13 protein-coding genes are annotated in these 17,839 nt (G+C 67.6%); 6 read left to right on the forward strand and 7 right to left on the reverse strand.

Annotated elements, in window-relative coordinates; all coding sequences use genetic code 11:
* Positions 1 to 31: 31 nt before the first annotated feature.
* On the reverse strand, positions 32 to 1,963 hold the full coding sequence (locus tag DIE08_RS14515) for an ATP-binding cassette domain-containing protein (RefSeq protein ID WP_124902300.1): 1,932 nt from the start codon (positions 1,961 to 1,963) through the stop codon (positions 32 to 34).
* Between the two features lie 136 nt (positions 1,964 to 2,099).
* On the opposite strand from DIE08_RS14515, the gene DIE08_RS14520 reads away from it, so the two are divergent.
* Complete coding sequence (locus tag DIE08_RS14520) at positions 2,100 to 2,579, forward strand: glutathione peroxidase (protein ID WP_124902301.1); 480 nt, start codon at positions 2,100 to 2,102, stop codon at positions 2,577 to 2,579.
* Positions 2,580 to 2,699: 120 nt separating this feature from the next.
* Here the strand turns inward: DIE08_RS14520 and cls are convergent, their stop codons facing one another.
* From cls to dapC, 6 genes are all read right to left on the reverse strand, one after another.
* Positions 2,700 to 4,139 (reverse strand): cardiolipin synthase, encoded by a 1,440-nt coding sequence (cls, locus tag DIE08_RS14525; RefSeq protein WP_124622427.1) that lies wholly within the window; start codon positions 4,137 to 4,139, stop codon positions 2,700 to 2,702.
* A 113-nt stretch (positions 4,140 to 4,252) separates the two neighbouring features.
* Complete coding sequence (gene prmB / locus DIE08_RS14530) at positions 4,253 to 5,161, reverse strand: 50S ribosomal protein L3 N(5)-glutamine methyltransferase (protein ID WP_124902302.1); 909 nt, start codon at positions 5,159 to 5,161, stop codon at positions 4,253 to 4,255.
* 11 nt (positions 5,162 to 5,172) lie between these two features.
* Positions 5,173 to 6,312 carry a succinyl-diaminopimelate desuccinylase gene (dapE, locus tag DIE08_RS14535; RefSeq protein WP_059529300.1) on the reverse strand — a complete coding sequence of 380 codons (1,140 nt, stop codon included), beginning with the start codon at positions 6,310 to 6,312 and terminating at the stop codon, positions 5,173 to 5,175.
* An 88-nt stretch (positions 6,313 to 6,400) separates the two neighbouring features.
* Positions 6,401 to 6,769: an ArsC family reductase gene (locus tag DIE08_RS14540; protein ID WP_124902303.1), complete on the reverse strand. Its 369-nt coding sequence runs from the start codon at positions 6,767 to 6,769 to the stop codon at positions 6,401 to 6,403.
* Complete coding sequence (dapD, locus tag DIE08_RS14545; RefSeq protein WP_006478479.1) at positions 6,769 to 7,596, reverse strand: 2,3,4,5-tetrahydropyridine-2,6-dicarboxylate N-succinyltransferase; 828 nt, start codon at positions 7,594 to 7,596, stop codon at positions 6,769 to 6,771. The genes DIE08_RS14540 and dapD overlap by 1 nt, the downstream gene beginning before the upstream one ends.
* A gap of 44 nt (positions 7,597 to 7,640) precedes the next feature.
* A complete protein-coding gene (gene dapC / locus DIE08_RS14550; protein WP_124902304.1) occupies positions 7,641 to 8,873 on the reverse strand; it encodes a succinyldiaminopimelate transaminase in 1,233 nt (410 codons plus the stop codon).
* A gap of 157 nt (positions 8,874 to 9,030) precedes the next feature.
* Between dapC and DIE08_RS14555 the strand changes: the two genes are divergently transcribed.
* The 5 genes from DIE08_RS14555 (at position 9,031) to def (ending at position 17,783) form a co-directional block, all read left to right on the forward strand.
* Positions 9,031 to 9,972: a DMT family transporter gene (locus tag DIE08_RS14555; RefSeq protein WP_124902305.1), complete on the forward strand. Its 942-nt coding sequence runs from the start codon at positions 9,031 to 9,033 to the stop codon at positions 9,970 to 9,972.
* A gap of 139 nt (positions 9,973 to 10,111) precedes the next feature.
* The gene (gene smc / locus DIE08_RS14560; RefSeq protein ID WP_124902306.1) at positions 10,112 to 13,624 is read left to right on the forward strand and encodes a chromosome segregation protein SMC; all 3,513 of its coding nucleotides are present in this window, start codon (positions 10,112 to 10,114) and stop codon (positions 13,622 to 13,624) included.
* A gap of 85 nt (positions 13,625 to 13,709) precedes the next feature.
* Complete coding sequence (locus DIE08_RS14565) at positions 13,710 to 15,005, forward strand: cell division protein ZipA C-terminal FtsZ-binding domain-containing protein (RefSeq protein WP_124622436.1); 1,296 nt, start codon at positions 13,710 to 13,712, stop codon at positions 15,003 to 15,005.
* A gap of 172 nt (positions 15,006 to 15,177) precedes the next feature.
* On the forward strand, positions 15,178 to 17,253 hold the full coding sequence (ligA, locus tag DIE08_RS14570; RefSeq protein WP_059599921.1) for an NAD-dependent DNA ligase LigA: 2,076 nt from the start codon (positions 15,178 to 15,180) through the stop codon (positions 17,251 to 17,253).
* The gene (gene def, locus DIE08_RS14575; RefSeq protein WP_059599922.1) at positions 17,250 to 17,783 is read left to right on the forward strand and encodes a peptide deformylase; all 534 of its coding nucleotides are present in this window, start codon (positions 17,250 to 17,252) and stop codon (positions 17,781 to 17,783) included. Before ligA ends, def begins: the two co-directional genes overlap by 4 nt.
* The last annotated feature ends 56 nt before the right edge of the window (positions 17,784 to 17,839 follow it).

The following is a 17,839-nucleotide window of genomic DNA, read 5'->3' on the forward strand; positions in this document are numbered from 1 at the left end:
AAGCGATCGGCCGGCGGCGCCCGGGCCGTGGTCAGCCGATCTGCTCGAGCTCTTCCTGCACGGCGAGCCAGTCCGCCTCGACCGTTTCGAGCCGGGTATTGACCTCGCCGAGCTTGCGGATCGCGTCGGTCAGTTCTGTCTTGCGCGCGGCCTCGTAGCTCGCCGGATCCGCGACGAACGCGTCGAGGCGCGCCTTCTCCGCGTGCAGCGTTTCCATTTCCTTTTCGAGCTTCGTGATGCGGTTCTGCAGCGGCTTCTTCAACTGCGACAGCCGCTGGCGCTCCTCGGCCGCCAGACGTTTCTGATCCTTGCGGTTGACACCCGGGTCTGAGCCCGCTGCCGCCGCGCTGTCGGCCTTTGCGGCCGCGCGCTGCTCGGCCGCATGCTGCAGCAGCCAGTCGCGGTAATCGTCGAGATCGCCGTCGAACGGCTGCAGACGGTGCTTCGCGACAAGCATGAACTGGTCGGTGGTCGCGCGCAGCAGGTGGCGGTCGTGCGAGACGAGGATCAGCGTGCCTTCGAACTGAGCGAGCGCCATCGTCAGCGCGTGACGCGTTTCCAGGTCGAGGTGGTTGGTCGGTTCGTCGAGCAGCAGCAGGTTCGGCTTCTGCCAGATGATCAGCGCGAGCGCGAGCCGCGCTTTCTCGCCGCCCGAGAACGGGCCGACCGGGCTCGTCGCCATGTCGCCCGAGAAATTGAAGCCGCCGAGGAAATCGCGCAGTTCCTGCTCTCGCGTATCGGGAGCGAGCCGTGCGAGATGCGCGAGCGGCGAATCGTCCTCGCGCAGCGTTTCGAGCTGGTGCTGCGCGAAATAGCCGATCGTCAGCCCCTTGCCGTCGCGCACGTGGCCCGACAGCGGCGCGAGTGTGCCGGCCAGCGTCTTGATCAGCGTCGACTTGCCCTGGCCGTTCGCGCCGAGCAGGCCGATGCGCTGGCCGTTCTGGATCGACAGCGCCACGCGTTCGACGATCGGGATGTCCGTGCCGTCGTCGGCATGGTAGCCGCAGCGGACATCCTCCATCACCATCATCGGATTCGGCGCGGCGTCAGGCGTACGGAACTCGAAGGTGAACGGCGATGCGATGTGCGCGGGCGCGATCAGTTCCATCTTCTCGAGCGCCTTCATCCGGCTTTGCGCCTGCTTGGCCTTGGTCGCCTTGGCCTTGAAGCGGTCGACGAAGCTCTGCAGGTGCTCGATCGTCTTCTGCTGCTTTTCATATGCGCTTTGCTGCAACGCCAGTTGCTGCGCACGCAGCACCTCGAACTGCGAGTAATTGCCGCCGTAGCGCTTCACCTGGCGATTTTCCAGATGCAGCGTGACGTTGCAGATCGAGTCGAGGAATTCGCGGTCGTGCGAAATCACGACGAGCGTGCCGGCGTAGCGATGCAGCCAGTCCTCGAGCCAGACGATCGCGTCGAGGTCGAGGTGGTTGGTCGGTTCGTCGAGCAGCAGCAGGTCGGAGCGGCACATCAGCGCCTGTGCGAGGTTCAGCCGCATGCGCCAGCCGCCGGAGAAGCTGGCGACCGACTCGCGCGTCTGCGCGAGCGTGAAGCCGAGGCCGAGCAGCAGCGCTTCGGCGCGCGCCGGTGCGGTATAGCCGTCGGCGTCGGCGAAGGCCGCATGCGCATCGGCCTCGGCCGCGCCGTCATGCGCGGCCGAGGCGGCGGCGATGCGCGCTTCGATCTCGCGCAGCGCGGTGTCGCCATCGAGCGTGTAGTCGAGCGCCGAACGGTCGACGGCGGGCGTTTCCTGCGACACATGGGCGATCCGCCACGACGGCGGCATCGCGAAATCGCCGCCGTCGGAATGCAGCTCGCCGCGCAGGACCGAGAACAGCGTCGATTTGCCGGCGCCGTTCGCGCCGATCAGGCCGGCCTTTTCGCCGGGATTGAGCACGAACGAGGCCGATTCGAACAGCGGCTTGGTGCCGCGCGCAAGGCTGAACTGATTGAAACGAATCACGGCGGGAATGACTGACCAAAACCGCTATTCTAGACTGCGCGCGCGTCGCCCCGGATATCGGCCGTTCGGCAGGTGCCGCAACGGCGCGATTTGGCCTAGACTCCACATCGATCCGGTTTCGTAAAAGGAGTGCCCGATGTCCACCCTGTATTCGTTCAGCGCAGAGACGCTCGCCGGTGAACCGGCGTCGCTCGATGCGTACCGCGGCAAGGTGCTGCTGATCGTCAATACCGCAAGCGAGTGCGGTTTCACGCCGCAGTATGCGGGTCTGCAGAAGCTGTACGACCAGTACGCGGCGCGCGGTTTCTTCGTGCTCGGCTTCCCGTGCAACCAGTTCGGCAAGCAGGAGCCGGGCGATGCCGCGCAGATCGGCGCATTCTGCGAGCGCAACTACGGCGTCACGTTTCCGATGTTCGCGAAGATTGACGTGAAGGGCGACCACGCGCATCCGCTGTACCGCTACCTGACCGACGAGGCGCCCGGCATCCTTGGCCTCAAGGCGATCAAGTGGAATTTCACGAAATTCCTGATCGACCGTGACGGGCGGATCGTCAAGCGCTACGCGCCGTCGACGAAGCCGGAGGAAATCGCGGCGGATATCGACAAGCTGTTGTAACGCAGTGAAGGGGCGACCGGGCTGTCCGGACCGAACGGGCAGTGGCCGTGGCGCCGAGCCGAACGCCGTGAAAGCATGTGCCGTCATCCGGGCGGTGCACGTCCGGCGCCCGCGCGGCCGCTACAGGATCGGCGCGAACAGACGCGCGACATGCATCGCGATGCGCCGCCACGCGGGCGAGTGCCGATACTCGTTCGCATCGACTTCGTAGGCCTGCGCGAAATCGGCGTCGAGCATCGCCTCGACCTCGTCGGCGAACGTGCGATCGACGGTCAGTACCATGATTTCGAAGTTGAGCCGGAACGAGCGGTTGTCGAGATTCGCGCTGCCGATCGCGGCGGCGACGCGGTCGATCAGCACGACCTTCTGGTGCAGGAAGCCGGGTCGGTACCGGAACACCTTGACGCCCGCGTCGACGAGATCGCGCGCATAGAGCCTCGACGCCTCGAACACGACGTAGTGGTCGCGCCGGCACGGGATCAGGATGCGCACGTCGACGCCGCGCATCACCGCGAGCTTCAGCGCGGCGATCACCGCTTCGTCGGGCACGAGATATGGCGTCGTGATCCAGACCCGTTCGCGCGCGGTGTTGATCGCCTCGACGAAGAACAGCGAGCCGGTTTCCTGTTTGTCGGCTGGCCCCATCGGCACGACGAGGCAATGCATCGCGTCGTCGGGCAGCGCCTCCGGCGGCGCTGCGAGCGGCGGCAGCGTCTGCGTGGCCCAGTGCCAGTCCTCGGCGAACACATACTGAATGCTGGCGACCACCGGGCCGCGGATCTCGATATGGGTGTCGCGCCAAGGCGACAGGCGCCGGTTCGCCCCGAGATATTCGACGCCGACGTTGAGGCCGCCGACGAATGCGCGATTGCCGTCGACGACGACGATCTTGCGATGGTTGCGAAAGTTGAGCTGGAAGCGGTTGACGAACTTGCGGTGGGTCGCGAACGGATGGACCTCGACGCCGCCGCGGCGCAACGTGTCGACGTAGCTGTGTGGCAGATCGAAGCTGCCGATGCTGTCGTACAGCAGGTAGCAGCGCACGCCGGCCGCGGCGCGGGCGAGCAGCGCGTCGCGCAACGTCTGGCCGAGCGCGTCGTCGCGCACGATGAAGAACTGCACGACCACATAATCACGCGCGGCGTCGATCGCCGACAGGATCGCCGAGAAGGTTGCGTCGCCGTTTACGAGCGTGCGCACCGCATTGCCGCCGACGAACGGCATTCCGCCCAGCCGCGTGAGCGCGAGCACGGCAGCCCGGCCGATCGCGTCGGCGGCCAGCCCGTCGGTTGCGTCCGCATCGTGCCATGGCGTGCGCGGCGTGTGCGTGCGCAGCGCTTCCATCTCGTGTCGCCGCGCGTCGACGTAGCCGGAGAACTTGCTGCGGCCGAGGAACAGGTAGGGGATGAGCGTCAGGTACGGCATCGCGGCGAGCGACACGGCCCACGCGATCGCGCCTTGCGACGTGCGCGTGTTCAAGATCGCGTGACACGCCGCGATGATCCCGAGCACATGGATGGCCAGGATCAGGGTGCCGAGGTGTAGCCAGTCGAGGGTCATGGGCGCGTGACGGACTCCTGAAGTCGTGCGGCGCGACGGCCGCTTACGCGCATCTTACCGAACCGTGCGGTACAGCGGTGTGCCGTACCGCACGGTTCGGTCGCGGCGTGCCGTCAGGCCTTGCGCGGCAGGTCCGACGCCTGGATCAGGAACACGGCGTCGTCGCCCGCGCTGGTGGGCAGCCACGTGAGCTCGAGGCCGCCGAACGCGGCTTCGACGTGCTCGCGCTCGTTGCCGATCTCGACGACGAGCACGCCGTCGTCGTGCAGCCACTTGTGCGCTTCGGCGATGATGCGCCGCACGATGTCCATGCCATCGTCGCCGCCCGCAAGCGCCATCTCCGGCTCGTGCCGGTATTCGGGCGGCAGGGCTGCCATCGAGGTTGCGTTCACGTACGGCGGATTCGTCAGGATCACGTCGTAGCGCGTGTCGCGCTCGGCGCGGAACGCGGGCAGCGGCGCGTAGAGGTCGCCGTGATGCAGCGTGATGCGATCGTCGAGGCCGTAGTCGTGCACGTTGATCCCGGCGACTTCGAGTGCCTTCTCGGACAGGTCGACCGCGTCGATCTCGGCATTCGGGAACGCGCTGGCCGCGAGGATCGCGAGGCAGCCGGAGCCGGTGCACAGCTCGAGCACCGCGCCGACCTGTTCGGGATCGGCGACGTACGGCTGCAGCCCGTCGTCGAGCAGCTCGCCGATGAACGAGCGCGGCACGATCACGCGCTCGTCGACGTAAAAGCGGTGGCTGTGCATCCACGCTTCATGCGTGAGATACGCGGCCGGCACGCGATCGGTCGCGCGTCGTTCGATCACCGCGAGCACGGCCGCGATTTCGTCGGGCAGCAGGCGAGCGTCGAGGAACGGCTCGAGCGTGTCGAGCGGCAGGTCGAGCGTGTGCAGCACGAGGTAGGCGGCTTCATCGTACGCGTTGTCCGAGCCGTGGCCGAACGCGAGCTTCGCCTTCGAGAAGCGCGTGACCGCATAGCGCAGCAGGTCGCGAACGGTTGCAAAAGGTGTCGTCATGCGAGGCTCCATCAGGCAATCAGTTGTTCGAGCACGCGGCGGTACACGTTCTTCAGCGGGTCGACGAAGCGCACGTCGATGTGTTCGTCGATCTTGTGGATGCTGCCGTTCGGCGGGCCGAACTCGATCACCTGCGGGCAGATGCGCGCGATGAAGCGCCCGTCGGACGTGCCGCCCGTCGTCGACAGTTCGGTCGTGAGGCCGGTTTCGGCGCGGATCGCGTTCTCCAGCGCGTTCGACAGGTCGCCGCGCGGCGTGAGGAACGGCAGGCCGCTCACCGACCACTTCAGCGTGTACTCGAGGCCGTGCTTGTCGAGAATCGCATGCACGCGTGCCTGCAGGCCCTCGACGGTGCTCGCCGTCGAAAAGCGGAAGTTGAACATCAGGTCCGCGTGGCCGGGAATCACGTTGGTTGCGCCGGTGCCTGCATGCAGGTTCGACACCTGCCAGGTGGTCGGCGGGAAGTATTCATTGCCTTCGTCCCACTGTTCGGCGGCGAGCTCGGCGAGCGCCGGCGCGAGCAGGTGGATCGGGTTCTTCGCGAGGTGCGGGTATGCGATGTGGCCCTGCACGCCCTTGACGATCAGTTCGCCCGACATCGAGCCGCGTCGGCCGTTCTTCACGACGTCGCCGAGTTCGGCGGTCGACGTCGGCTCGCCGACGATGCAGTAGTCGAGGCGTTCGCCGCGTGCTTCGAGCAGCTCGACGACCTTCACGGTGCCGTCGGTGGCCGGGCCTTCCTCGTCGCTCGTGATCAGGAACGCGATCGCGCCGCGATGGCCGGGGTGGGCCGCGACGAATTCCTCGGAGGCGACGACGAACGCCGCGAGCGACGTCTTCATGTCGGCCGCGCCGCGGCCGTACAGCTTGCCGTCGCGATGTGCGGGAATAAACGGCGGCGAGGTCCACTGCTCGAGCGGGCCGGTCGGCACGACGTCGGTGTGGCCCGCGAACGCGAGCAGCTTGCCGTCGCGGCCGTCGGTGCCGCGCTTGACGGCCCACAGGTTGGTCACGCCGTGCGACGCGATGGTCTCGCATTCGAAGCCGAGCGCGGCGAGGCGCTCGGTCATGATCTGCTGGCAATGCTGGTCGTCGGGCGTGACGGACGCGCGGGCGATCAGCTGTTCGGTAAGGGCTAGGGTGGCGGACATGGTTCGGACCACTTTCGATAAAAAATGCCGGCGCGGTGGCCGGCAGCGAGGGGACGTCGTGCGCGGCGCGGGCGCAGCGCGGGCGGCCCTAGGTGGCAAACAGCGCCGCGTACTGATCGGCCACGAAACCGAGCGATTTCACGCGGCCGTTGACGACGAGCACGGGGCGCTTGATGACCGACGGCTTGTGGATCATCAGCGCAACCGCGCCGGACTTCGTTTCCGCGGCAGCCTTCATCGCATCGTCCAGGCCGCGCCACGTCGTGCCGCGCTTGTTGACGAGCGCGTCGAGCGACACGTCCTTCAGCCAGTCCTCGACGAGCGGTGCGCTGACGCCGAGCTTCTTGAAGTCGTGGAACTCGAACTCGACGCCGTGATCGTCGAGCCACACGCGGGCCTTCTTCACGGTGTCGCAGTTCGGAATGCCGTAGACGACCACGGTGCGCGGCTTGGCCATCAGTCGCCTCGCAGCAGCTCGTTCAGGCCGACCTTGGCGCGAGTCTTCGCGTCGACCTTCTTCACGATCACCGCGCAGTACAGGCTGTGCGAGCCGTCCTTCGACGGCAGGTTGCCGGCGACGACGACCGAGCCGGCCGGGATGCGGCCATAGCTGACTTCACCCGTTTCGCGATCGTAGATCTTCGTGCTCTGGCCGAGGTACACGCCCATGGAGATCACGGAGTTTTCCTCGACGATCACGCCTTCGACGACTTCCGAGCGCGCGCCGATGAAGCAGTTGTCTTCGATGATGACGGGGTTCGCCTGCAGCGGCTCGAGCACGCCGCCGATGCCGACGCCGCCCGACAGGTGCACGTTCTTGCCGATCTGCGCGCACGAGCCGACCGTGGCCCACGTGTCGACCATCGTGCCTTCGTCGACGTACGCGCCGATGTTGGTGTACGACGGCATCAGCACGACGTTCTTCGCGATGAACGAGCCGCGGCGCGCGATGGCCGGCGGCACGACGCGGAAGCCGCCCGCGGCGAAGTCTTCGGCCGTGTAGTTCGCGAACTTCGACGGCACCTTGTCGTAGAACTGCGAGTAGCCGCCGGCCGGCATCGGTGCGTTGTCCTCCAGGCGGAACGACAGCAGCACGGCCTTCTTCAGCCACTGGTGCACGGTCCAGTTGCCGTCGATCTTCTCGGCGACGCGCAGCGCACCCTTGTCGAGTTGCTCGATCGCGTGCGCGACGGCCTCGCGGACGTCGGCGGGCGCGGCCTTCGGCGACAGCTCGGCGCGGTTTTCCCAGGCGGTATCGATGATTTGCTGAAGTTGTTGCGACATGTTCGTTTTCGCAGGAGATGAATGGAATTGATCGGGATGGACGATTACCGCGCGAGAGCCCGGCAGAAATCGACGATGCGTTGCGCGCCCTCGACGCATTCGGGGGTGCCCGCGACGAGCGCGATCCGGATGAAATCGCGGCCCGGATTCGTGCCGTGCGCATCGCGCGCCAGGTATGAGCCGGGCAGAACCGTCACATTATAGTCGGCGTACAGGCGCCGGGCGAACTCGGTGTCCGACAGCCCGGTGCGCGACACGTTGGCCCACAGGTAGAACGCGGCGTCGGGCAGCTTCACGTCGATCACGTCGGCCAGCATCGGCGTGACCGTGCTGAACTTCTGCAAATACAGCGCGCGGTTTTCGCGCACGTGCGCCTCGTCGTTCCACGCGGCGATGCTCGCGTGCTGCCAGACCGGCGACAGCGCGGCGCCGTGGTACGTGCGGTAGAGCAGGAATTTCTTCAGCAGCGCGGCGTCGCCGGCGACGAAGCCGGAGCGCATGCCCGGCACGTTCGAGCGCTTCGACAGGCTCGACAGCATCACGAGCCGCTCGAAGCCGCGACCGAGACGGTGCGCGGCCTCGAGGCCGCCGAGCGGCGGCGCCGCTTCGTCGAAATAGATCTCCGAATAGCACTCGTCGGACGCAATCACGAAACCGTGGCGGTCGGACAGCGCGAACAGCTCGCGCCAGTCGTCGAGCGTCAGCACGGCACCCGTCGGGTTGCCCGGCGAGCACACGTACAGCAGCTGAGTGCGCGCCCAGACTTCATCGGGCACGGCCGCGTAGTCGCACGCGAAGTTGCGCGCCGGGTCGCTGTTCGCGAAATAGGGTTCGGCACCGGCCAGCAGCGCCGCGCCTTCGTAAATTTGATAGAACGGATTCGGACAGAGTACGATCGCCTTCTTGCCGTCCGTGGTCGGGCGTGCGTCGATCACCGTTTGCGCGAGCGAGAACAACGCCTCGCGCGACCCCGACACGGGCAGCACCTGCGTGGCCGGGTCGATCGCCGGCAGCCCGTAGCGGCGTTCCAGCCAGTGTGCGATCGACGTGCGCAGCGCGTCCGAGCCCGCCGTGGCCGGATACGACGCGAGGCCGTCGAGTGAAGCAACCACGGCGTCGCGGATCAGCGCCGGAGTCGGGTGCTTGGGCTCGCCGATGCCGAAGCTGATCGGTTTCAGGCCGGCGGAGGGCGTCACGTCCTTGAACAGGGCGCGCAGCTTTTCGAAGGGATAGGGCTGGAGCGAGTCGAGTCGAGGGTTCACGGGCGAAGCGGCCATCGCGGCCGGTTGGAGCGAAAGGGGCGGCGCGGGTGCCGCACGGCAGCGAGCGGGCGCCTACGGCGCGCGGGTCGCAGCGGACGATTATAGCGTGATGCAATGCGGTCACGGCCCGCCGGAACGGCGGCCGGGCCGGTCGAATAAAGGGTATCGAACAATGAGTAACGCGGTACGCGGCAGCCTGCCGACGCTGGCCATCCTGATCGGCGCGTCGGTATGGGGCCTGATCTGGTATCCGCTGCGGATCCTCGCGTCGCTCGGGCTCACCGGCACGCTGGCGAGCGCGCTGACGAGCGCGGTCGCTTTCCTGTTCGTGGTTGTCGTGCGGCACCGCACGATCGCGACGCTGCGCTGGCACTGGGTGCTGCCAGGCATCGCGATCACGGCGGGCGTGACGAACCTCGGCTTCGTGTGGGGCACGATCCACGGTGAAGTGCTGCGCGTGATGCTGCTGTTCTACCTGACGCCCGCCTGGACCGCGATCTACGCGCACTTCCTGCTGCGCGAGCGGCTGACCTGGGCCGGCGTGGGGCTCGCGGCGCTGTCGATCGGCGGCGCTATGCTGATGCTGTGGTCGCCGAACCTCGGCATGCCGCTGCCGGCCAATCCGGCCGAATGGGCGGGGCTCGCGGCCGGCCTGAGTTTCGCGATGAGCAACGTGCTCGTGATCAAGGCGAGCCGCGAGCTGCCGGACATGCGCGCCGAAATGCGCACGGCGACGCTGTTCGGCGGCGCAGCGGTGTTCGGCGCGATCGCATCGCTGTTCGAGGGGCTGCCGGCCGCGCCTGCGGGCGGCCAGCTCGGCGTTGCCGCGCTGATCGTCGCCGCGATCGGCGTGACGATGGCGGCGAACAACCTGCTCGTGCAATATGGCCTCGCGCGCGTGCCGGCGAATCGCGCGTCGATCATCATGCTGTTCGAGATCGTGATCACCGCGCTGTCCGCGTGGGTGTTCGCGAACGAACTGCCGACGGCGCGCGAGTGGGCGGGCGGTGCGTGCATCGTGCTGGCGACGCTGCTGTCGAGCCGGGTCCATCGTGCCGCGCCGGCGTCGGGCAAACCCGGCGACGGGCGGGACGGCGCACGCGCGATGGTATGATGGAAGCCGTTTGCGGGGCCCAACGCTGGATGCGCGCGGCCCCGCTTTTGAATTCCGGGGCGCATCGCGCGCACGGGCCGTCCGGCCCCGCGCGTCGCGGCCCCGTCCGTTTCACACCTTCTTCACATCCGATACCGCCGTGCGTCTGAGCTCGATCAAACTCGCTGGCTTCAAATCCTTTGTCGATCCCACGCATTTCCAGGTTCCGGGCCAGCTTGTCGGCGTGGTGGGCCCGAACGGGTGCGGCAAGTCCAACATCATCGATGCCGTGCGCTGGGTGCTCGGCGAGTCGCGCGCGTCCGAGCTGCGCGGCGAGTCGATGCAGGACGTGATCTTCAACGGCTCGACCGCACGCAAGCCCGGCAGCCGGGCCAGCGTCGAACTGATCTTCGACAACTCCGACGGCCGCGCGGCCGGGCAGTGGGGCCAGTACGGCGAGATCGCCGTGAAGCGCGTGCTGACGCGCGACGGCACGTCGAGCTACTACATCAACAACCTGCCGGCGCGCCGCCGCGACATCCAGGACATCTTCCTCGGCACGGGCCTCGGCCCACGCGCGTACGCGATCATCGGCCAGGGCATGATCGCGCGGATCATCGAGGCGAAGCCGGAAGAGTTGCGCGTGTTCCTCGAGGAAGCCGCGGGCGTGTCGAAGTACAAGGAGCGCCGCCGCGAGACCGAGAACCGCCTGCACGACACGCGCGAGAACCTGACGCGCGTCGAGGACATCGTCCGCGAGCTCGGCGCCAACCTCGAGAAACTCGAGGCGCAGGCCGTCGTCGCGACCAAATACAAGGAACTCGTCGCCGACGGCGAGGAGAAGCAGCGCCTGTTGTGGCTGCTGCGCAAGAACGAGGCCGCGAGCGAGCAGCAGAAGCAGCAGCGCGCGATCGAGCAGGCGCAGATCGACCTCGAGGCGCAGACGGCGAAGCTGCGCGAGGTCGAGTCGCAGCTCGAGACGTTGCGGGTCGCGCATTATTCGGCGAGCGACGCGATGCAGGGCGCGCAGGGCGCGCTCTACGAGGCGAACGCCGAAGTGAGCCGCCTCGAGGCCGAGATCAAGTTCATCGTCGAATCGCGCAACCGCGTGCAGGCGCAGATCGCCGCGCTGAACGCGCAGCGCGAGCAATGGCGCGCGCAGGCCGAGAAGGCGCAGGACGAGCTCGAGGAAGCCGAAGAGGCGCGGGCGATGGCCGACGAGAAGGCCGCGCTCGCTGAAGACAACGCGGCCGCGAAGCACGACGCGCTGCCGGCGCTCGAGGCGAAATGGCGTGATGCGCAGGCGCAGCTCAACGACGAGCGCGCGCGGATCGCGCAGACCGAACAGTCGCTGAAGCTCGAGGCCGCGCACCAGCGCAATGCCGACCAGCAGCTCCAGCAGCTTCAGCAGCGCCATGAGCGCCTGAAGTCCGAGGCGGGCGGGCTCGACGCGCCGGACGAAGCGCAGCTCGAGGAGTTGCGCATGCAGCTCGCCGAGCAGGAAGAGATTCTCGCGGAAGCCCAGGCACGCCTGACCGATGCGCAGGACGCGCTGCCGCGCCTCGACGGCGACCGCCGTGCCGCGCAGGAGCGCGTGCAGGCCGAAAGCGCGCAGATCCACCAGCTCGAGGCGAGGCTCGCCGCGCTCAAGCAGCTGCAGGAGAACGTGCAGACCGAAGGCAAGATCCAGCCGTGGCTCGACAAGCACGAGCTCGGCGCGCTGCCGCGTCTCTGGAAGAAGCTGCACGTCGAGGCTGGCTGGGAAGCCGCGCTCGAGGCCGTGCTGCGCGAGCGCCTGGCGGCGCTCGAAGTGTCGAATCTCGACTGGGTGAAGGCGTTCGCGACGGATGCGCCGCCCGCGAAGCTCGCGTTCTACGCGCCGCCCGCGGCAGGTGAGCCGCCGGTCGCCGCGGCCGGGCTGCGCCCGGTGCTGTCGCTCGTGCGCATCGACGATGCGGGCATCCGTGCGGTGCTGAACGACTGGCTCGGCAACGTGTACGTCGCCGACGACGTCGCGCAGGCGCTCGCGACGCGCGCGCAACTGCCGGCCGGCGGCGCGTTCGTCGTCAAGGCCGGCCACATCGTCACGCGTGTCGGCGTGCAGTTGTACGCGGCTGATTCGGAGCAGGCCGGGATGCTGGCCCGCCAGCAGGAAATCGAGAACCTGACGCGCCAGGTGCGCGCGCAGGCGCTGCTCGCCGACGAGGCCCGCACCGCCGCCGTGCGGGCGGAGGCCGCGCATACGCAGGCCACGCAGGCGCTCGGTGACGTGCGCGCGCAGGCCGAACGCGCGACGCAGCGCGTGCACGCACTGCAGATGGACGTGCTGAAGCTCGCGCAGGCGCATGAGCGCTACACGCAGCGCAGCACGCAGATCCGCGAGGAGCTCGAGGAAATCGGCGCGCAGATCGACGAGCAGCGCGCGCTGCGCGCGGAATCGGAAGCGAACTTCGAGCGTTTCGACGGCGAACTCGCCGAACTGCAGGCGCGCTTCGAGGACAACCAGCTCGCATTCGAGGCGCTCGACGAATCGCTGACGCAGGCGCGCCAGGAAGCGCGCGACCTCGAGCGCGGCGCGAACGACGCACGCTTTGCCGCGCGCAACGCGGTCACGCGGATCGACGAGCTCAAGCGCAGCATCCAGGTCGCGCACGAGCAGAGCGAGCGCGTCGCCGCGTCGCTGGAAGACGCGCGCGCCGAACTCGAAACGATCAACGAGCAGACCGCGCACACGGGCCTGCAGGACGCGCTCGAAATTCGCGCGGTGAAGGAAGAGGCGTTGCAGGCCGCGCGGATCGAACTCGACGACCTGACGGCAAAGCTGCGCGCCTCGGACGAGCAGCGTCTCGTCGCCGAGCGTTCGCTGCAGCCGCTGCGGGACCGCATCACCGAGCTGCAGCTGAAGGAGCAGGCCGCGCGCCTGTCCGTCGAGCAGTTCGCCGAGCAGCTCGCGGCGGCCGAGGTCGACGAGGAAGCGCTGCGCGAGAAGCTGACGCCGGACCTGAAGCCGTCGTATCTGCAGGGCGAGGTCACGCGCCTGAACAACGCGATCAACGCGCTGGGTCCGGTCAACATGGCCGCGCTCGACGAGCTGAAGGCCGCGAGCGAGCGCAAGGTGTTCCTCGATGCGCAGTCGGCCGACCTGACCGACGCGATCACGACGCTCGAGGATGCGATCCACAAGATCGACCAGGAAACCCGCACGCTGCTGCAGGGCACCTTCGACGAGGTCAACCGTCACTTCAGCGACCTGTTCCCGCGCCTGTTCGGCGGCGGCCAGGCGAAGCTGATCATGACGGGCGACGAGATCCTCGATGCGGGCGTGCAGGTGATGGCGCAGCCGCCGGGCAAGAAGAACGCGACCATCCACCTGCTGTCGGGCGGCGAAAAGGCGCTGACCGCGACCGCGCTGGTGTTCGCGATGTTCCAGCTGAACCCGGCGCCGTTCTGTCTGCTCGACGAGGTCGACGCGCCGCTCGACGACGCGAACACCGAGCGTTTCGCGAATCTGGTGCGCGCGATGTCCGACAAGACGCAGTTCCTCTTCATCTCGCACAACAAGATCGCGATGGAGATGGCGCAGCAGCTGATCGGCGTGACGATGCAGGAGCAGGGCGTGTCGCGGATCGTTGCGGTGGACATGGAAACCGCTGCGGGTTTTGCCCAGAATTGACGTTTGACGAAACCGGACCGCGTTCGCGTGGCGCATGGGCGCCCGTTCGCGAGTCCGACGAACAAGAATTGCTGATGGAGCGTGCATGGACGAGTTGACACTCGGATTGATCGGCGCGGGCGCCGTCGTGGTGGGCGGCGTCGTGGTCTACAACGCCTGGCAGAGCGCGAAGGTGCGGCGCAGGATGCCTCGCCCGATGCCGGAAGAGACGGCCGAGGCGATGAATCGCCCCGAGCGCGACGAAGAGCTGCCGTTCATCGAGCCGGTGCGCCAGCCCGTGCGCCGCGAATCCGCGGCGCCGGCACCGGCCGCCGCTGCCGCGAGCGCGTCCGGCGAAGCCGCGCGCGTCGAGCCGACCTTCGGCGGCGTGGCGCCTGCCGACACACCGGCCGATCTGCAGGCCGAGGCCACCGGGGTCGACGCGCCGTCGGCGTCGACCGAGTCGGCCGAGCAGGCCGTCGACGAAGGTGCGGTCGCCGCCACGCAGGAAGCACCGGCCGCCGATGCGTCGAACGAACCGGTTGAACCCGTGCTGCCGGCCGCGACGACGATTTCGTCGGCACCGCCGGCGATCGTCGACCGCCGGATCGACTGCATCGTGCCGATTCGCCTCGGCGCGCCGCTGCCGGGCGACAAGATCCTGCCGGTCGCGCAGCGGCTGCGCCGCGCGGGCAGCAAGCCCGTGCATATCGAAGGCAAGCCGGAAGGCGGCCAGTGGGAGCTGCTGCAGAACGGCGTGCGCTATGAAGAGCTGCGCGCGGCCGCGCAGCTCGCGAACCGTAGCGGCGCGCTCAACGAACTCGAATTCTCCGAATTCGTGACGGGCGTCCAGCAGTTCGCCGACGCGATCGACGGCGCACCGGAATTCCCGGACATGATGGAGACGGTCGCGATGGCGCGCGAACTCGACGGCTTTGCCGCGCAGTGCGACGCGCAGTTGTCGATCAACGTGATGTCGGACGGCGCGCCGTGGTCGGCGAACTACGTGCAGGCCGTCGCTTCGCAAGACGGGCTGCTGCTCTCGCGTGACGGCACGCGCTTCGTGAAGCTCGACGCGAAGCAGAACCCCGTGTTCATGCTGCAGTTCGGCGACACGAACTTCCTGCGCGACGACCTGACCTACAAGGGCGGCAACATGATTACGCTGGTGCTCGACGTGCCGGTTGCCGAAGAGGACATCCTGCCGTTCCGGCTGATGTGCGACTACGCGAAGTCGCTGTCCGAGCGGATCGGTGCGCGGGTCGTCGACGATTCGCGCCGGCCGCTGCCGGAATCGACGCTGGTGGCGATCGACCAGCAACTCATGAAGCTGTACGCGAAGCTCGAAGAAGCGGGCATCCCGGCCGGTTCGCCGGTCACGCGCCGCCTCTTCAGCCAGTAACGCGTTTCACGGGCGACGGCTTGCGGTGCCGTCGCCCGTTGTCGTTGCAGCGCCGCACACACCGTCTGCGTGGACTGCAGCGGGCCTGCGCGGCACGCATCGCGTGCCCCCCGCCGCGGCGTCAAACTGAGATAATCGAACATCCGATTTTTCAGAGCGAATTGCCGCCAGCATGGCCCGAACCCAAGCCGAACCGCCAGCCAGCCAGCCCGACGCGCGTGCCGCGTGGCTGCGCGATCAACTCGAGCGGGCGAATTACGCCTATTACGTGCTCGACCAGCCGGATCTGCCCGACGCCGAATACGACCGGCTCTTTGGCGAGCTGAAGCAGCTCGAAACCGAACATCCCGAACTCGTGACGCCCGATTCACCGACGCAGCGCGTCGGCGGCGAAGTGGCGAGCGGCTTCACGCCGGTCGTCCATGACGCGCCGATGCTGTCGTTGAACAACGGCTTCGCCGACGAGGACATCGTCGCGTTCGACAAGCGCGTCGCCGATGCGCTCGACAAGACGACCGATCTCGCTGGCTCGGTGACGGACCCGGTGGAATACGCATGCGAGCTGAAGTTCGACGGGCTCGCGATCTCGTTGCGCTACGAGCACGGCGTGTTCATGCAGGCATCGACCCGCGGCGACGGCACGACCGGCGAGGACGTGACGGAGAACGTCCGCACGATCCGTTCGATCCCGCTGAAGCTGAAGGGTAAGCACGTGCCGGCCGTGCTCGACGTGCGCGGCGAGGTGCTGATGTTCAAGCGCGATTTCGCACGCCTGAACGAACGCCAGCGCGCTGCCGAGCAGCGCGAATTCGCGAATCCGCGCAATGCGGCGGCCGGCAGCCTGCGCCAGCTCGATCCGAAGATCACCGCGCAGCGCCCGTTGTCGTTCTTCTCGTACGGGATCGGCGTGCTCGACGGGATGCCGATGCCGGACACGCACAGCGCGCTGCTCGACTGGTACGAAACGCTCGGCCTGCCGGTGAACCGCGAACGCGCGGTCGTGCGCGGCGCTGACGGCCTGCTCGATTTCTTCCGCAAGGTCGGCGAGAAGCGCGAGTCGCTGCCGTACGACATCGACGGCGTCGTCTACAAGGTCAACCGGCGCGACGAGCAGGACCGCCTCGGCTTCGTGTCGCGCGCGCCGCGCTTCGCGCTCGCGCACAAGTTCCCCGCGCAGGAAGCGTTGACGAAGCTCGTCGCGATCGACGTGCAGGTCGGCCGCACGGGCGCGATCACGCCGGTCGCACGGCTCGAACCGGTGTTCGTCGGCGGCGCGACGGTAACGAACGCGACGCTGCACAACGAGGACGAAGTGCGCCGCAAGGACATCCGGATCGGCGATACCGTGATCGTGCGGCGCGCGGGCGACGTGATCCCCGAAGTCGTCGGTGCGCTGCTCGACCGACGGCCAGCCGATGCGACCGAGTTCGTGATGCCGACCGAGTGCCCGGTGTGCGGCTCGAAGATCGAACGCCTGCCCGATGAGGCGATCGCGCGCTGCACGGGCGGCCTGTTCTGTCCGGCGCAGCGCAAGCAGGCGCTGTGGCACTTCGCGCAGCGCCGCGCGCTCGACATCGACGGGCTGGGCGAGAAGATCATCGATCAGCTCGTCGAACTGAACCTCGTGCGCACGCCGGCCGACCTGTTCAATCTCGGTTTCGCGACGCTCGCGGAACTCGACCGGTTCGCCGAGAAGTCCGCACAGAATCTACTCGACTCGCTCGAAAAGGCGAAGCATACGACGCTCGCGCGCTTCATCTACGGGCTCGGGATCCGCCATGTCGGCGAATCGACCGCGAAGGACCTCGCGAAGCATTTCGGGTCGCTGACTCCGATCATGGACGCGTCGATCGAGGAGCTGCTCGAAGTGAACGACGTCGGACCGATCGTGGCCGAGTCGATTCACCAGTTCTTTGCGGAAGAGCACAACCGCACGGTGATCGAGCAGTTGCGTGCGCCCGGCAAGGTCACGTGGCCCGAAGGCCCGCCCGCGCCGAAGGCGCCGCAGGGCGTGCTCGCCGGCAAGACGGTCGTGCTGACGGGCACGCTGCCGACGCTCACGCGCGACGCCGCGAAGGAGATGCTCGAAGCGGCGGGCGCGAAAGTCGCGGGCTCGGTGTCGAAGAAGACGGATTACGTGGTCGCGGGCGCCGAAGCCGGCAGCAAGCTCGCGAAGGCCGAGGAACTCGGCATCCCCGTGCTGGACGAAGACGGACTGCACCAACTCCTGGAGGGCAACACGCCATGATTCGCGAGATCCTGAAGATGGGCGATCCGCGCCTGCTCGAAGTCGCCAAGCCGGTCGAGCGGTTCGATACCCCCGAACTGCACGAGATCGTCGCGGACATGTTCGAGACGATGCATCACGCGAACGGCGCAGGGCTTGCCGCGCCGCAAATCGGCGTCGGTCTGCAGATCATCATCTTCGGCTTCGGCAGCAACAACCGTTATCCGGACGCGCCGCCCGTGCCCGAGACGGTGCTGATCAACCCGAAGCTCGAGTACGTGCCGCCGGACATGGAGGAGGGCTGGGAGGGCTGCCTGTCGGTGCCGGGCATGCGTGGCGTCGTCAGCCGCTATGCGAAGGTGCGCTACAGCGGCTTCGACCAGTTCGGCGCGAAGCTCGACCGTGTCGCCGAAGGCTTCCACGCGCGGGTCGTCCAGCACGAATACGATCACCTGATCGGCAAGCTGTATCCGATGCGGATCACCGACTTCACGCGCTTTGGCTTCACCGAAGTGTTGTTTCCAGGGCTTGATCCGGCCGACGACGACTGATCTTCTGCGGCCGCGCGCCGTCGCCGTACCGAAACGAAAAAGCCCGCTTGCGCGGG

Source organism: Burkholderia sp. Bp9004 (assembly GCF_003858025.1).
GTDB lineage: Bacteria > Pseudomonadota > Gammaproteobacteria > Burkholderiales > Burkholderiaceae > Burkholderia > Burkholderia diffusa.

Bases quoted from the DNA above. Each gene is read 5' to 3' on its own strand.
- DIE08_RS14555 (WP_124902305.1), top strand. From the start codon at position 9,031: ATGAGTAACGCGGTACGCGGCAGCCTGCCGACGCTGGCCATCCTGATC.
- def (WP_059599922.1), top strand. From the start codon at position 17,250: ATGATTCGCGAGATCCTGAAGATGGGCGATCCGCGCCTGCTCGAAGTC.
- DIE08_RS14565 (WP_124622436.1), top strand. From the start codon at position 13,710: ATGGACGAGTTGACACTCGGATTGATCGGCGCGGGCGCCGTCGTGGTG.
- cls (WP_124622427.1), bottom strand. From the start codon at position 4,139: ATGACCCTCGACTGGCTACACCTCGGCACCCTGATCCTGGCCATCCAT.
- ligA (WP_059599921.1), top strand. From the start codon at position 15,178: ATGGCCCGAACCCAAGCCGAACCGCCAGCCAGCCAGCCCGACGCGCGT.
- dapE (WP_059529300.1), bottom strand. From the start codon at position 6,312: ATGTCCGCCACCCTAGCCCTTACCGAACAGCTGATCGCCCGCGCGTCC.
- DIE08_RS14520 (WP_124902301.1), top strand. From the start codon at position 2,100: ATGTCCACCCTGTATTCGTTCAGCGCAGAGACGCTCGCCGGTGAACCG.
- dapD (WP_006478479.1), bottom strand. From the start codon at position 7,596: ATGTCGCAACAACTTCAGCAAATCATCGATACCGCCTGGGAAAACCGC.
- DIE08_RS14540 (WP_124902303.1), bottom strand. From the start codon at position 6,769: ATGGCCAAGCCGCGCACCGTGGTCGTCTACGGCATTCCGAACTGCGAC.
- dapC (WP_124902304.1), bottom strand. From the start codon at position 8,873: ATGGCCGCTTCGCCCGTGAACCCTCGACTCGACTCGCTCCAGCCCTAT.
- prmB (WP_124902302.1), bottom strand. From the start codon at position 5,161: ATGACGACACCTTTTGCAACCGTTCGCGACCTGCTGCGCTATGCGGTC.